This is a genomic window from Mycobacterium sp. E2327, assembly GCF_001672675.1.
Lineage (GTDB): Bacteria > Actinomycetota > Actinomycetes > Mycobacteriales > Mycobacteriaceae > Mycobacterium.
Window position 1 is genome coordinate 26753 of record NZ_LZKE01000242.1, and the last position, 14575, is coordinate 41327.

A 14575-nucleotide genomic window follows, 5' to 3' on the forward strand; every position below is an offset into this window, starting at 1 on the left:
TGTTTTAGGCGCCCGCGAAATCGATGATCCCGCGAATGTTGCGCCCCTCGCGCAGGTCCGCGAACGCCTCGTTGATCTGGTCGAGCCCATAGTGGCGGGTGACCAGCTCGTCGAGTTTCAACGCGCCCGCCTGATACAACGACAGCAGCAGCGGCACGCTGGTGCGTGGGTTCATCCCGCCGTAGAGGGCTCCCCGGAGTTGTTTGGCCGACAGCGTCATCTCCTGCAGGACCAACGGTGTCGGGGGCTCGGTGTACGGGGTGATGCCGGTGAGCACGCAGACCCCGCCCTTGCGAAGCAGCGTCATCGCCAACGGGATCAGGTCCACGTGCACCACGCCGGGGCAGACGACGACGCGGTCGGCCATCAGGCCCGCGGTGATCTCTCGGACCAAGGGGATCGCGTCCTGCGCGGAGGCGGCGGTGTGCGTGGCGCCGAAGATCTTGGCCGAATCACGCTTGGATTCAACGGGATCCACCGCGACCATATATTTTGCGCCGACCGCGCGCGCGCCCTGCAGGGCGTTCATCCCGACGCCGCCCGCGCCGATGACGACGACGGTGTCCCCCGGCTCGGTGCCCGCCGAGACCGTCGCGGAGCCCCAGCCGGTGCTGACACCGCAGGAGACCAGGGAGGCGGCGTGGAAGGGTACCGCGTCGTCGATCTTGATGACGGACCTCTCGGACAGCACCGCGTATTCCGCGAACGTCCCCAGTTGGCCATACGCCAACAGGTTTTCGTCGCCGAGGTGGCGGCGGCACGTTCCGTCGGTGGGCATCTCCCGCACGAACAGGCTCGCGCCGATATCGCAAATGTAGCTTTGACCGTTGACGCAGAATCGGCAGCTGCCGCACGCGGGGATGAACGAGAGCGCCACGTGGTCCCCGGGCCGCACCGTCGTCACGCCCGGCCCGACTTCCGCGACGACGCCGGCGCCCTCGTGGCCACCCAGCAGCGGGAACCAGTCCGGCGCGGGCTGACCGCTCGCGGCCAGCACCTCGGGGGTGGGCACCACGTCGCCGGTAAACACGTGGTCATCGGAATGGCAGATGCCGGCCACGGCCATCCGCACCAGGACCTCGCCGCTGCGTGGCGGGTCGAGAGTGATCTCGCGGACCTCCCAGTCCTCGCCGACGCCGCGCAGCACGGCGGCACGACACTTCATGGCAAACCTCCTGCTTCGGTCAGTCGCTTGACGGCCAGTTCCCGAAGCTCGCCGGCCTTGATCTTGGCGTTGCCCGTCACCGCCACTTCGTCCTCGCGGAAGAACAGCACGTGGCGCGGCACCTTGTAACTCGCCAATCGTTGCCGCAGGCGCGCCAAAAGCTCTGCGGTGTCGATGGTTACGCCGTCGTGCGGCACGACGCAGGCGACGACGATCTCCCCGAGCGTGTGATGCGGAACGCCGACGGTCTGGGCAACCTTGACGCCCGGCTGCGTCATGAGGGCCTCGTCGACTTCGCGGGGGGAGACGTTGGCGCCGCCGGTCTTGATGATGTCGGTCAGCCGGCCCTGCCAGTAGAGCCGCCCCTCGTCGTCGAGGTAGCCGCCGTCGCCGGTCGGGAAGAAGCCCTCGGAATCGAGCGTCTCGTCGAGCGGGGTGCCGAGATAGCCGAGCATGAGTGTCGGCCCCTTGACGCAGATCTCGCCGGCCTGGCAGCGCGGAACGGTGCCGCCGGTAAGCGGGTCGGCGATCTTCAACGTCACACCGGGCAGCGCCACCCCGAAGCTGTCCGCGTGGACCTCGGGTGGGGTGTTGGCGGGATAACCGGTTGTGATCGTGAATGTTTCGGTGTTGCCGTAGGCGTGGCCCGGCTCGTGCCACTCGCCCGAGACCGTCGGATGGTGGGCGATGGGGGTCTTGAAATCCGCGAATCGGACGCTGCTCAGGTCCACCGTGCTCCAGTTGGGCGCGCCCTCCAACTGGGCCCACTGGTGGGGCCACGCGAACGGGAAGTTCACCCGCTCGGCCGCCATGAGCTCGAGCGCCTCGGCGGCGTCGAACGTCGATTGCAGGACCAGCGCCCCGCCACTGGCCAGTGTGGATCCGAGCACCATCGTGAAGTTGCCGGACCAGAAGAAGCCGTTGGCGGTCCAGCCGCGAACGTGGTCGTCCGGGCTGAACCCGTACATGCGCCGGAATCGCCACAGCTGTATGCACACCCCGCGGTGCGCGCCGAGGATGCCCTTCGGCTTGCTCGTCGAGCCGGACGAGAAGAACAACACGGCGGCATCGCTGGGATACACCGCCGCGGCGGTCGCCTCGACCAGCTCGCGCGGCTCGTCGTGGCCGGACGACAGGAACTCGGGCCACGATTCGATGCCCGGCGCCGGGTCACCGACGAGCGCGAGTTTGCGCAAGTACGGGTACGTCGCCGGGTCCAGCTCGGCCAGCACGGCGGCGAAGTCCTTCGTCAGCACCCTGCGTTCGAACAACAGCACCGCGATGGCGGAGGCCCGGATCAGATGGTCCAGTTCGGGCGGCGTCGAAAACGTGCTCAACGGGACGGCGATGCCCCCGGCCAAGGAGGTGCCGAACACTGCGGCAAGCCATTCCGGCCGATTGGTCATCAACACCCCGACGCGGGTGCCCTTGCCCGCGCCGCACGCGCGCAACGCGCGCGCCACCTCGACCGCACGGTCCCAGAGTTCGGCGTACGTCCACCGGGTGACCCTGTCGGCGGTGCGCCACACCAACGCCTCGCGCGGGCCGTACGCCCGCGCCACGTCGTGCAGGAAGCCCGGCAGCGTGAGCGACCCGAGCCCGGGCTCATCCGACAGCGGTGGCCCGGAAACGATCGAAAGAACCTGTGCCGCTTGCGGATCCGTCTCGTCGGCCATGGCTACAACGGGAGTTCCACCTCGGCCGTGCAGCCGACCAGCATTTCGCCGTTCTGGTTGGTCAGCCGCAGCTTCACCTGGACCAGCGGCACACCCCAGGCCGACTCCGTTTGCTTGTCGACGATCTCGGCGTCGAAATATGTCACGTCGCCCTCGAAGGCGGGTGTGCGGAAATCGGCCTTGGAGTGACGCACCAAGCCGTCGTGGCCGGCCCAGTACGCGAGATAGTCGGTGCACCACGCGCCCATCGTGGCGCCGTAGCCGTAAGCGCGCGCCATGCCGACCTCGCTGGCCCGCTCGGCATCGATGTGTCCGCGTGACGGACCGACGTAAAGCCCGTCGCGCTTGCGCGGATCGATCTTCGCGTCTTCTTCGTCGAAGGCAAAGTCCTTGCCCCAGCCGGGATCCTGATAGACCCAGGGATCCTCGACGCCCGCAGGCGCCACCCACTCGAAGGTGCCCCAGATGTTGAACAGGAACGCCCGGTATTCGGTGGTGAAGCTGGCGATGCTGTGCGGGCCGATCACGCGACGCGGCAGCGTGTCGCCGACCTTGACCTCGTCGAAGCGGGGCGAAACACCCAGCCGGTTGGACTCGAGCCACTCGCGGCGCAGCCGCTCGACCGCCTCCAGTTCCATTTGCGTCCAGCGCTTGATCTCGCCGAGCTGATTTTCGAACATGCCACGCTTGGTGGCTTCTTCGTACAGATAGCGGATCGCGGTGGAACGCTCGCGCGCCACCAGGGCGCCGTGCTGGTTCTTGTGGACGGTGTCGCCGCGCGAGAACATCGTGGGCCCGGCGAATTTCGTCTCGGTCACCTTGTAGTCGTGGAACCGGCGCTCCTGGAACAACTTGTCCCCGGGCCGAACCGGACAGCCGTAGAACCACCACTCCTCGCCGCCGAAGATCAAGTGGCTGTTCGGGACGTGGCCGACACATGCCGGCGCCGCGCCGTGCCCGTAGTCCAGGGCTACCGCGATGGACTGCGGCGCGACGATGCCACCGAACTTCGACTCGCGCGCGAACTGCTCGTCCCAGTGCAGCGGATTGGGATAGTCCATCGCCATCACCCAGCGCCGAATGTCCGAGGAGCTGCACGGATCCCACAACTGACCGCCGCCGATCGGCTTGCCGACCCGGTGATCGACGTCGGACAGATCGAGGTGGGCGCCCGCGGGCTTGGTCGTCTTCTTTGTCATCGCGCTCCCGTCAGCGGTTGACGTCGACGACGATCCGGCCGCGCACCTTGCCATCCATGAGCTCGCCGGCCGACGCGATGGCTTCGCCCAACCCGATCTCCCGGGCGATCGCATCGAGCGCGCCGGCGTCCAGGTCGCGTGCCAGGCGTTCCCAGGCGGTCAGCCGCCGCTGCTTGGGCGCCATCACGCTGTCGATGCCGAGCAGCGAGACACCGCGCAGGATGAACGGCGCGACGGTTGCCGGGAAGTCCATGCCGCCGGCCAGGCCGCACGCGGTGACCGCGCCGCCGTATCGGGTCTGCGCGCAGGCGTTGGCCAGGGTGTGGCTGCCGACGGTGTCGACGACGCCCGCCCAACGCTCCTTCTGCAGCGGCTTGCCGGCCTCGCTCAGCTCGGCGCGGTCCAGCACCGTCACGGCGCCGAGTTGCTGGAGGAACTGCTCTTCCGACGACTTGCCTGTGGCCGCGGCCACTTTGAACCCGGCCGCGGTCAACAGCGCGATCGCGACGGTGCCTACGCCGCCGGTCGCGCCGGTCACCAGGATCTCGCCCTGATCGGGGGTGACCCCGTGCTGGAGGAGTGCTTCGACGCAAAGGCTGGCGGTGTAGCCGGCGGTGCCGATCGCCATCGTCTGGCGGGTGGTGAAGGCGGCGGGCAGGGGCACCAGCCAGTCACCGTTGAGGCGGGCTCGCTGAGCGAGGCCGCCCCAATGCGTCTCGCCGACGCCCCAACCGTTGAGCACCACGCGGTCGCCCTTGCTCCAGTCGGCGTGGCTGCTCTCGCTCACCACGCCGGCGAGGTCGATGCCGGGCACCATCGGAAACTTGCGCACGACGGGCGATTTGCCCGTGATGGCCAGGCCGTCCTTGTAGTTCAGCGTGGAGTACTCGACGTCGACGCTGACGTCACCGTCGGGCAGCTGGGCCTCGTCCAGCTCGGTGACCCCGACGGTCTGTCCCTGGTCGCCCTTGTCGATCAAAACCGCGGAAAACATCCGTGCTTCATCCCTTCTGGGGCGCGTAGCCCAGGGTGCTCTTGACCTCGAGGTATTCGTGGAACCCGAACTCGCTCCACTCGCGACCGTTGCCGCTGTGCTTGTAGCCGCCGAACGCCGAGTTCATGTCGAAGGCGTGGTTGATCGTCACCCAGCCGGCGCGGATCTTGCGGGCCACCTCCCGGGCCTTGTCGAGGTCGGCCCCGGAGACGTAGCCGGCCAGGCCGTAGTCGGTGTCGTTGGCGATCTGCACGGCCTGGTCGAGGTCGTCGTAGCCGAGGATGCACAGCACCGGGCCGAAGATCTCCTCGCGCGCGATCGTCATGTCGTTGGTGACGTTGGCGAAGACGGTCGGCTTGACGTAGTAACCCTTGTCCAGCCCGTCCGGCCGGCCCGGGCCGCCGGCCACGACGGTCGCGCCCTCGTCGATGCCCTTCTGGATCAGGCCCTGGACCTTTTCGAATTGCGCCTGTGAGGCCACCGGTCCGATCGCCCTCTTGTCCTCGGGATTACCGACTTGCACCTGCTCGGCGACCTCGCGTGCGATGTCGATGGCCTCGGCCATCCGCGAATTCGGGACCAGCATGCGCGACGGGGCGTTACAGCTCTGCCCGGTATTCGGCATCATGTTGGCCACGCCGGCGCGGACGCTGTCGGCGAAGCCCCCGTCGTCGAGGACGATGTTGGGGCTCTTGCCGCCGAGTTCCTGGGTCACCCGCTTCACCGTCGTCGCGGCGTTCCTGGCCACCTCGACACCCGCACGCGTGGACCCGGTGAACGACACCATGTCGATATCGGGGTGGCTGGCCAGCGCGACGCCGACGCCCGGGCCGTCGCCGTTGACCAGGTTGTAGACCCCGGCCGGGACGCCCGCCGCATCGAGGATTTCGGTGAAGATGTAGGCGGAGAAGGGCGCCACCTCGGACGGCTTCAGGATCATCGTGCACCCGGTCGCCAACGCCGGGTAGACCTTGACCGCGATCTGGTTGAGCGGCCAGTTCCACGGCGTGATCAGCCCGCACACGCCGATCGGCTCCTTGGCGATCAGCGTTGCCCCGTGCTGTTCGGAGAACTGGAAGTTCTTCAGCACGTCGATCGCCGTCACCAGGTGACCGAGCCCGAGCTGCACCTGCGGGCCGGCGGCCAGCGACGGCGGCGCGCCCATTTCCTCGGTGACGGCGTCGGCCAGATCGCCCGCCCGTTTGCCGTATTCGGCGAGGATCGCCTCCAGCAGTTCGAGGCGCTGTTCCCGGGTGGTTTGCGACCAGCCGTCGAAAGCGCGCCGGGCGGCGTTCACCGCCACGTCGACGTCGGCGGCCGAGCCGAGCGAGATCTTTCCCGCGGCCTGTTCGGTGGCCGGGTTCTCGACGTCGAAGGTGTTGGGCCGCACCGGGTCAACCCAGCGGCCGTCGATGTAGAACTTCAAGTACTCGCGCATGACTACTCCTTACTACCTACTGGGTGCCTTCTGCGTACCAGGTGCGGAATTCGTCGTACTTGGGCATCTCCTCGGAATTCGCCTTCGGATCGATGCAGACGTGGACCACGGCCGCCTTGCCGCTAGCGTAGGCCCGCTCGATCGCCGGGCCGATCTCGTCCTCCTTTTCGACGTACTCGCCGTGGCAGCCGAAGCCCTCGGCGACCTTGTCCAGGCGGACGTCTTTGCTCCAATGCACCCCGGGCTGGGGTGACGGCTGTGGAAAGGTGCGCTTGTAGACGCCCACCTCGAGGCCCCATTGGTGGTCGACGCCCACCACGCACACCAGCGGAAGCTGTTGCCGCGCAGCGGTTTCCAACTCGGCGATGTGGAACAGGAACGCCGAATCGCTGGTCAGCAGCATCACCGGGCGCTTGCCGCCCTCGGCGACCGACGCGCCGATCGCGTACGGCAGGCCGGTGCCCAGATGCCCGAAGTTCTGGTTCCAGATGACGTCGCGCGGCTTGGCCTGCGAGTAGGTCCACTGAAAGATGACGGTCGCGCCGCCGTCGCGGACCAGGATGCCGTCCTTCGGGAACGCTCGGGTGGCCTCCACGACGAACCGCGCCGGGTGGATCGGGGTGCGGCCGGTGGGCGCGTTCTCCGCAAGCTGCGCCAGCTCCGCCGCGTCCTCGGAGATCCAGCGGTCGAGGTCGATGGAAGCGTTTCTCGGCTTGTCGCGGAGCGCGTTCACCAGTTGGGGCACGACACCGCGAAGGTCGCCGACCAGGGGGATGTCGATGGGTCGGTTGACGCCGATGGCCACCGGATCTTGTTCGACCAGAATCCATTTGCGTTTGGCGTCGTTGGGTGCCCAGTGACGGTTCCTGCCGTAGTGGCTCGGTTCGCCGAGCTCCGTGCCGAGCGCGACGCACAGATCGGACTTCACCACCGCCTCGACGGCCGCCGGCGAGAACCCGTAGGCGAAGGTGCGGTCCTGTAGGCCGTCGATGAACGACGTGCCGCCCGAGGTCTGGATCACCGGGCAGGCCATCAGATCGGCCAGCTCCCGGACCGCCGCACCGGTCCGCGAGGTGTGGACCCCGTGCCCGACCAGCAGGATCGGGCTTTCGGCCGCCCGGATGAGCTTGGCCGCCTCGGCGACCTCGCGCTCACCCGCGGTCTGGTTGACGAGCCGATACCTGTTGGGCGGCAGCGGATCCGGCAGGTCGAGCGCTTCGAGGATGACGTGCGACGGGTACTCGATGTAGGCGGGTCCCGGTGTTCCCGACATGGCCCGGCGGATCGCCTCGTGAATGATCTCGTCGGTCTGGTCGGCGTACTCGATCGACGCGCTGTACTTGACCGACGGCGCAAAGAGCGGTTCCTGCCGGACGAACTGGATGCGGCCGCGCCGGACCCGGCGCTCGGTGATGCGGGCGCGCTGGCCGCCGATGAAGATCACCGGCGAGTTCTCGACCTTCGCGCACTGGATCGCCCCGGCGATGTTGGCCATGCCGGGTCCGAGCGTGCCGATGCACAGGCCGGGCTTGCCCGTCATCCGCGACGCCGCCTCGGCCATGAAGCCCGCGCTCAGCTCGTGATGCGGTGCGACCACGGACCATCCGCGGGCGTCGGCCTCGGTGAACATGTGCACGAAGTTCGGGTCCGGGATGCCGAACAGCGTGTTCACGCCCTCGACCTCGAACAGGTCGAGGATGCGCTTGTAGACGGGCACAGCCATGTTTAAAACTCCGTTCCCTCGCGAGCAGACGCAAAATCGCCCTCTGGCAGACTATTTCGTGCGATTCTGTGTCTGCTCGTGCCGATTTCGGCGAGCACTTCGGCGGTGTCGGCGCCGAGTTCGGGCGCCGGCCCGGCGACGCGACCCGGTGTCCGGGAGAACCAGGTGGGCACGCCGGGAAACCGCACCGGCCCGTGCGGGGTGTCGACGGTCTGGAACATGCCGACGGCGTTGAGGTGCGGATCGTCGAACAACGCGCTGGGCGTGTTCAGCGGCGCGGCCGGTATCTCGAGCTCGCCGAACAGCGTGAGCCACTCCGCGGTCGAGCGCTGTTTCATCGTCTCGGCCACCAGCCCGTACACGGTGTCGATGTGGCGCGCGCGCTCTTCCAGCGTCGAATACAGCTCGCTGGCCCACGGCGGGCGCACGGCGTCGACGAACGCGTTCCAGTGCTTGTCGTTGTAGATCAGCGCGGCGATGTGGCCGTCGCTGGTGCGGTAGGGACGGCGGTTGGGCGCCACCGTGCGCGGATAGACGGCCGGGCCCAGGGGAGGGTCGAACAGGGCGCCGTTGGCGTGTTCGACGAGCATGAACGAGGCCATGGTTTCGAACATGGCGACCTCGACCTCCTGCCCCTCGCCGGTGCGCTCGCGGTGGAACAGCGCCATGGTCGTCGCGTACAGCGCGGTCAGCCCGGCGACCTTGTCGGCCATGATGGTGCCGACGTAGTCGGCCTCACCGGTGAGCTGCTGTTGCACCGCGGGCAGGCCGCATTCGGCCTGGATGGTGTCGTCGTAGGCGGGCCGGTCCCGTTCCGGTCCGCGCCGCCCGTACCCGTAGCAGTTGGTGTAGACGATCGCGGGGTTGATCGCGGCGACGTCGTCGTAGGCGAAGCCGAGCTTGGCGATCGCCTTGGCGCGCATCGAGTGGATGAACACGTCCGCGGTCTCGACGAGGCTGCGCAGCGCCCGCGTTCCCTCGTCGGTGCGCAGGTCCAGCACGATGCTGCGCTTGCCGCGGTTCACGTTGACGAACACCCCGCTCATGCCCGGCGCCGGACCGACCGAGATGTAGCGGGTGTTATCGCCCTGGGGCGGTTCGACTTTGATCACGTCGGCGCCCATGTCGGCCATGATCTGGGTGCAGTACGGTCCCATCACCATCGCGGTGAGGTCGATCACCCGAATGCCGGCCAGCGGTCCCGCGCCCGCCCGGCTAGCCATGCAGCACGCCCCGATCGCTGGAACGGCGCGCGAGGTCGAAGCTGTAGCGGATGTGCTGGCCGTGCCCGTCGGGCACCACCGGAAAGATCAGCGGCGCCTCGACGTTTCGGATCGCGTCGAGGTGCGCGCCGACGTCCTCGACCGTCCACGCCGGCCGGTGCACGCCGGGACTCTCCGCGATCACCGCCCGCGCGACCCGGCCCGCGAGCGCGATGAACATCTCGCCGGTCACCGAACAGGTGTCGTGGGCGAGCCAGGCCACCACGGGCGCGACGAGCTCGGGGCCCATCGGCGGGTAGGCCGAGGTGTCGATGCCATCGGCCATCCTCGTCACCGCGGCCGGGACGATCACGTTGCACCGCACGCCCTCGGCCGCACCTTCGAGCGCGGCGACGTTCGACAGCCCGAGCACGCCGGCCTTCGCGGCCGCGTAGTTGGCCACCCCGTGGTTTCCGTATAGGCCGCCGATGGAGGACGTCAGCACGATGCGCCCGTAGCCGGCATCGCACATCACCGGAAACGCCGGCCGCACAACGTTGAACGCGCCCCGCAGGTGCACGTCGAGCACGGCATCGAAATCCTCGTAGCTCATCTCCTTCAGCGAGCCGCGACGGACGTTGCCGGCGTTGTGGATCAGGATGTCGAGGCGACCGTACTGTTCGAGCGCCGCGTCGATGATCGCCTTGCCGCCTTCCGCGGTCGCCACCGAATCGGTGCTCGCGACGGCTTGCCCTCCGGCGGCGAGGATTTCACGCACCACGTCGTCGGCCGGACCGGCGTCGGCGCCGTCCCCGGAGAGGCCGCCCCCGGGGTCATTGACGACGACCTTCGCGCCGCGTGACGCCAGCAGCACGGCGTAGGAGCGGCCTAGCCCGCGGCCTCCCCCGGTGACCACCGCCACCCTGCCGTCAAATCTCAAGTCGGCCATCTATGTTCCGAGGACCAGACCGTCGAGGTCGCCTTTGGCACGCCATTGTTTGAGCAGGTCGTCGAACGCGTAGAAGCCGGGCGAGTAGGGCTCCCCGAGAAACGAGCGGATGCCCTCCCCGCCCCCGCCGCCCTCATTGTTGTAATAGCCTGGCGTGCAGCTCATTTCGAACGCCGAGTTGTCGATCGCGAGTTCCCGGATCGTGGCGACCCAGTTGTCCTGACCCTCCTGACTCGGTTCGACGGTGGTCACGCCGCGCCTGATGGCTTCGGAGATGATGTAGGCGATGTGTTCGGCCTGCTGTTCGAACATCGCCGTGGTGTTGGCCGAAACGCCCCCCTGGAGGAAGCCGGTGTGGAACTGGTTCGGGAAGCCGCGAGTGGTCATGCCGTGCAAGGTCTTGTAGCCGTCGCGCCAGTGGTCGAAGAGCGACGTCCCGTCGCGGCCTTCGATCGCATCCATGGCGTAGCGGCGGCTGATCTCGGTGGAGATCTCGAAGCCGCTGGCGAAGATCACGCAATCGACCTCGTACTCAACGCCGTTGGCGACGATGCCGTTCTCCGTGAGCCGTTCCACGCCCTTGGACTCCGACACGTCGATCAACGTGACGTTGGGATTGTTGAACGTCGGCAGGTACTCGTCGCTGGAGCACGGTCGCTTGCACAGGAACCGGTAGTAGGGCTTGAGCGCTTCGGCGGTATCGGGGTCATCGACGATGTCGGCGATCCGGCGGCGCAGCCGCTCCATGATCTTGTAGTCCTCTTCCTCGCGGATCGCCATGATCTGTTCGATTCCCAGCGACGCGGGGTCGTCACTGGCGGCGATGCGCGCAGTCATGTTGCGTCCCAGCTCGGTCCAGAAGTCGCACACCAGATCGGCCGCATCGAACACCACGCCCTCGAACGGCGACCAGCGATGGAAATTGCGCTTGCGCTCCGCCTGCCATCCCGGCTGCAGCGATTCCACCCAGTGCGGATTCGTGGGCTCGTTTCCGCGTTCGTCCACCGATGAGGGTGTCCGCTGGAATACGTACAAATGCTGGGCATCCCGACCCAGGTGGGGGACCAACTGAACACCGGTCGCCCCGGTGCCGACGAGGGCGACCCGCTTGTCGGCAAGCTTGTGCAGTCCGCCGTTGGCGTCGCCGCCGGTGTAGTCGTAGTCCCAGCGCGCCGAGTGGAAGGCGTGGCCTCCGGCGTCCAGGTACTCCTTGAGGCCGGGGATCCCGGGCAGCTTGGGCCGGTTGTAGGAGCCCTGTGTCATCACCACGAATCGGGCGCGGATGTCGTCGCCACGATTGGTCCGCAGCCGCCAGCGTTTGATCGCGTCATCCCAGCGCAGCGTGCGCACCTGGGTAGAGAAGATCGCCCCGTCGTACAGTCCGAAATGCTTGGCGATGCGGCGACAGTGTTCATAGATCTCCGCACCGTCGGCGAACTTCTTGCTCGGCATGAAGTCGAGTTCTTCGAGCATCGGGATGTAGCAGTACGCGTCGTTGTCACACTGGATTCCCGGGAAACGGTTCCAATACCAGACGCCGCCGAAGTCGCCGCCCATCTCGATGACGTGAACATCGTCGACGCCAGACTTCTTCAGGTAGGCGCCCGCCAGCAGCCCGGCTATGCCACCGCCGAGGACCGCTACCTGGACGTCCTCGGTGATCGGCGTGCGCGGAGTCACCGGCGTGTGCGGATCGACCTCCGAGAACTCGGCGAAATCGCCCTTGAGTTCCAGATATTGCTTAGATCCTTCGGGGCGCAACCGCTTGTCGCGCTCGTGCAGATACTTTTCACGGAGCGCGTCGATGTCGATGTCTTGTGGGGTGTCGGTCGGCCCACAGGTGTCGAAATTCGTCATTGAATCTCTCTCGGCGTACCCGTGCCCATGTACTTCGACAGTTGGTAGTGCAGGTTGACGGTGCTGCGCTCTCGGTAGGGGTTCGGCTTGGTGCCCGGGAAGCCCAGCGATTTCATGCCCTGCTGCACGGCGGCCATGTTGGAGAAGTCCTGGGGCAACACCGAGCGCCACCGCGGGTCACCGACCGGCGTGTATTCCCACTCCGTTTGCGGCTCTTCGCCTTTCGGGAACAGTTCGAACACCGAAACCTCGAAGATGCACTTGTCGGGGTTGTAGCCCGGGTCCGGCCGGGCGCCGTAGCACAGCGCAACCGTCAGGCCCTGACCGATCTGGAAGTTCGGGAAGATCTGCCACGCCGTGCCGGCCTGCCCGAGGATGTCGGGCGGGATCGTCGGCCAGATCACGCCGCGGGCCTCGTCGTCGCGGCGCGCCGACGCCAGCCAGTGCTCGAGGACCTTGTCCGCCGGGGTGCCCTCGGGCAGCTCGTCGACGAGTCGTTTGGCGGCGTTCACCAGCGTCTCGGTGGTGGAGGTGTTGGTTTCCTCCATCGTGTAGATCTGCATCTCCGCGGTCGACACGCGGGGATCGGCGCCGGTGCCGAGGCGGATCTTGGACTTGGTCGCGGCGAGGTCGTCCGGCGCGTCATAGCCGATGTTGCTGTGCTTGCCCTGCGCCTTGGCCCAACCCTTGAATTCGCCGAACTTGTTGAACTCCGGATGGGTCGTGTAGACGTGGTAGGTCTCGTTGAACGCCTCCAGCGCCACCTTCCAATTGCAGTCAAAATTCAGCCATTTGCGCCATTTGCAGCGCATGTTCTCCAGACCGAACGGGTCGAGGATCTTGGCGGCGGGGAACAGGTAGTCGGCCAGCGGCTCGCAGTCGGGGTCCATGTTGATCCACAACCAGCCGCCCCACGTGTCGACATTGACCGGCCGAAGGTGGGTGTTCTCCGGGGTCAGCGCCTCCTGCCAGTCCTGTTGCTCGCGGATGTGAGTGCACGCCCCGTCCAAACCGTATGTCCAGCCGTGGAATCCGCACACGAACGACTTGCGGGTGCGGCCGCAGGCGTTCTTCGCGCCCTGCGGCGTGTCGATCAGCCTTCGGCCTCGGTGCATGCACACGTTGTGGTGCGCGCGAAATTCGTCACGGCCGGTGCGCACCACGATGATCGAGTCGTCGAGAATGTCGTAGGTCAGGTAGCTGCCCACCTCGGGCAGCTCTTCGACGCGGCCGACCTGCTGCCACACCTTGCGCCACAGCTTGTCGCGCTCGGCGCGGGCGTAGTCCGCGCTGATGTAGGCCTCGACGCCGATCGTCATGGGTTTCGAAAGTTCTTCGGTCGCTTGGACTTCCGTGTCAGTCACGACATCCTCCTAATGGCCGCGCGGAAGGATTCGTCCTTGAGGAACAGCGAGGTGTTGTCGGCGCCCAGGTGGCTCCACTTGAGGTCGAGGCCGCCGTCGACGAGCAGCGTCTGGCCGGTGATGTAGCTCGACAGGTCCGAGAGCAGGAACAGGATGGCGCCGGCCTGCTCCTCCGGCCGGCCGCGCCGGCCCATCGCGATCGCCTGCCGATCCCGGTCCGGGTCCTCGTCGACGTAGGTGCGCGAGGCCGCCGTCTCGGTGACGCCGGGCGCCACGGCATTCACCCGGATCCCGGACATCGCCAGCTCGAGCGCCATCGTCCGGGTCATCGCCGCGATCGCGGCCTTGGCGGTCCCGTAGGCGATGTGGAACGGCGCGGTGTTCATTCCGCTGATCGACGAGATCGACACGATCGACCCGGGCCGCTGGTGCGCGACGAGTTCGGCCGCCACGGCCTGGCTCATGAAGAACGCCGTTTCGAGGTTGTCGGTGAAGATCTTGCGCCAGTCGCCGCGCGTCACCCGCGTCGACGGCATCCACGTCGACGGCTCGGCGCCGCCGGCGACGTTCACCAGACCGTAGAGGCTGCCGTCGGCGCGCCGCGCCTGGTCGATCACCGTGGCGATGCCCTCCTCCGTCGACGCGTCCGCCGCGACGGGAACCACCGCCAGGCCCTGTTGCGCCAGCGGGGCGACGTGCTCGTCCAGGTTTTCCTTCGACCGGCTCACCGCGATCACCGTCGCACCGGCCCGGGCGGTCATGGCCGTGACGGTGGTGCCGATGCCGCCGCCGCCGGCGCCGGAAACCACGACGACGCGCCCGTCTAGCCCGAGAAGATCGTCCATGACCTGCTATCTACTGCGCCGCTTTGTCCGGACAAGGTACCGCGTTCTGTCCCTCGGAGAACACTATTCCCATCGGCGAAGCGTGCTGTCAAGGCCAAGCGGTGATGCTTTGGCGGCTATTGTCTGGACTAGAACAACTTGATAGCGTCCAGCTCACACGGCT

The 14575-nt window shown here is 67.3% G+C and carries 11 protein-coding genes; all 11 read right to left on the reverse strand.

What is annotated here, in order from left to right; translation table 11 throughout:
- Nucleotides 1-4: 4 nt before the first annotated feature.
- Genes A5712_RS27730 through A5712_RS27780 form a run of 11 tightly spaced genes read right to left on the reverse strand, consistent with a single transcriptional unit; the run spans nt 5 to nt 14412 of the window.
- Nucleotides 5-1165 carry an NDMA-dependent alcohol dehydrogenase gene (locus tag A5712_RS27730; RefSeq protein WP_255404425.1) on the reverse strand — a complete coding sequence of 387 codons (1161 nt, stop codon included), beginning with the start codon at nt 1163-1165 and terminating at the stop codon, nt 5-7.
- Nucleotides 1162-2841: a class I adenylate-forming enzyme family protein gene (locus A5712_RS27735; protein WP_068113002.1), complete on the reverse strand. Its 1680-nt coding sequence runs from the start codon at nt 2839-2841 to the stop codon at nt 1162-1164. Before A5712_RS27735 ends, A5712_RS27730 begins: the two co-directional genes overlap by 4 nt.
- Before the next feature lie 2 nt (nt 2842-2843).
- Nucleotides 2844-4040: a MaoC family dehydratase N-terminal domain-containing protein gene (locus A5712_RS27740; RefSeq protein ID WP_068113005.1), complete on the reverse strand. Its 1197-nt coding sequence runs from the start codon at nt 4038-4040 to the stop codon at nt 2844-2846.
- A 10-nt stretch (nt 4041-4050) separates the two neighbouring features.
- Nucleotides 4051-5034 carry an MDR family oxidoreductase gene (locus tag A5712_RS27745; protein ID WP_068113009.1) on the reverse strand — a complete coding sequence of 328 codons (984 nt, stop codon included), beginning with the start codon at nt 5032-5034 and terminating at the stop codon, nt 4051-4053.
- Between the two features lie 7 nt (nt 5035-5041).
- Nucleotides 5042-6472 carry an aldehyde dehydrogenase family protein gene (locus tag A5712_RS27750; protein ID WP_068113012.1) on the reverse strand — a complete coding sequence of 477 codons (1431 nt, stop codon included), beginning with the start codon at nt 6470-6472 and terminating at the stop codon, nt 5042-5044.
- Nucleotides 6473-6488: 16 nt separating this feature from the next.
- Nucleotides 6489-8195 (reverse strand): thiamine pyrophosphate-binding protein, encoded by a 1707-nt coding sequence (locus A5712_RS27755; protein ID WP_068113015.1) that lies wholly within the window; start codon nt 8193-8195, stop codon nt 6489-6491.
- A 2-nt stretch (nt 8196-8197) separates the two neighbouring features.
- Nucleotides 8198-9391 (reverse strand): CaiB/BaiF CoA-transferase family protein, encoded by a 1194-nt coding sequence (locus tag A5712_RS27760; RefSeq protein WP_068113283.1) that lies wholly within the window; start codon nt 9389-9391, stop codon nt 8198-8200.
- Between the two features lie 19 nt (nt 9392-9410).
- A complete protein-coding gene (locus A5712_RS27765; protein WP_068113019.1) occupies nt 9411-10346 on the reverse strand; it encodes an SDR family NAD(P)-dependent oxidoreductase in 936 nt (311 codons plus the stop codon).
- Entirely contained in the window at nt 10347-12203 is a 1857-nt protein-coding gene (locus A5712_RS27770) for an NAD(P)/FAD-dependent oxidoreductase (protein WP_068113026.1), read from the reverse strand. It abuts the gene before it with no gap.
- Entirely contained in the window at nt 12200-13522 is a 1323-nt protein-coding gene (locus A5712_RS27775; RefSeq protein ID WP_068113029.1) for an SRPBCC family protein, read from the reverse strand. The genes A5712_RS27770 and A5712_RS27775 overlap by 4 nt, the downstream gene beginning before the upstream one ends.
- Nucleotides 13523-13563: 41 nt before the next feature.
- Nucleotides 13564-14412 (reverse strand): SDR family NAD(P)-dependent oxidoreductase, encoded by an 849-nt coding sequence (locus A5712_RS27780; protein ID WP_068113032.1) that lies wholly within the window; start codon nt 14410-14412, stop codon nt 13564-13566.
- Nucleotides 14413-14575 lie beyond the last annotated feature (163 nt).

Excerpts from the sequence above, each read along its gene's own strand:
- A5712_RS27730 (WP_255404425.1), bottom strand. The coding sequence starts at position 1,165 with ATGAAGTGTCGTGCCGCCGTGCTGCGCGGCGTCGGCGAGGACTGGGAG.
- A5712_RS27735 (WP_068113002.1), bottom strand. The coding sequence starts at position 2,841 with ATGGCCGACGAGACGGATCCGCAAGCGGCACAGGTTCTTTCGATCGTT.
- A5712_RS27740 (WP_068113005.1), bottom strand. The coding sequence starts at position 4,040 with ATGACAAAGAAGACGACCAAGCCCGCGGGCGCCCACCTCGATCTGTCC.
- A5712_RS27745 (WP_068113009.1), bottom strand. The coding sequence starts at position 5,034 with ATGTTTTCCGCGGTTTTGATCGACAAGGGCGACCAGGGACAGACCGTC.
- A5712_RS27750 (WP_068113012.1), bottom strand. The coding sequence starts at position 6,472 with ATGCGCGAGTACTTGAAGTTCTACATCGACGGCCGCTGGGTTGACCCG.
- A5712_RS27755 (WP_068113015.1), bottom strand. The coding sequence starts at position 8,195 with ATGGCTGTGCCCGTCTACAAGCGCATCCTCGACCTGTTCGAGGTCGAG.
- A5712_RS27765 (WP_068113019.1), bottom strand. The coding sequence starts at position 10,346 with ATGGCCGACTTGAGATTTGACGGCAGGGTGGCGGTGGTCACCGGGGGA.
- A5712_RS27770 (WP_068113026.1), bottom strand. The coding sequence starts at position 12,203 with ATGACGAATTTCGACACCTGTGGGCCGACCGACACCCCACAAGACATC.
- A5712_RS27775 (WP_068113029.1), bottom strand. The coding sequence starts at position 13,522 with ATGACGATCGGCGTCGAGGCCTACATCAGCGCGGACTACGCCCGCGCC.
- A5712_RS27780 (WP_068113032.1), bottom strand. The coding sequence starts at position 14,412 with ATGGACGATCTTCTCGGGCTAGACGGGCGCGTCGTCGTGGTTTCCGGC.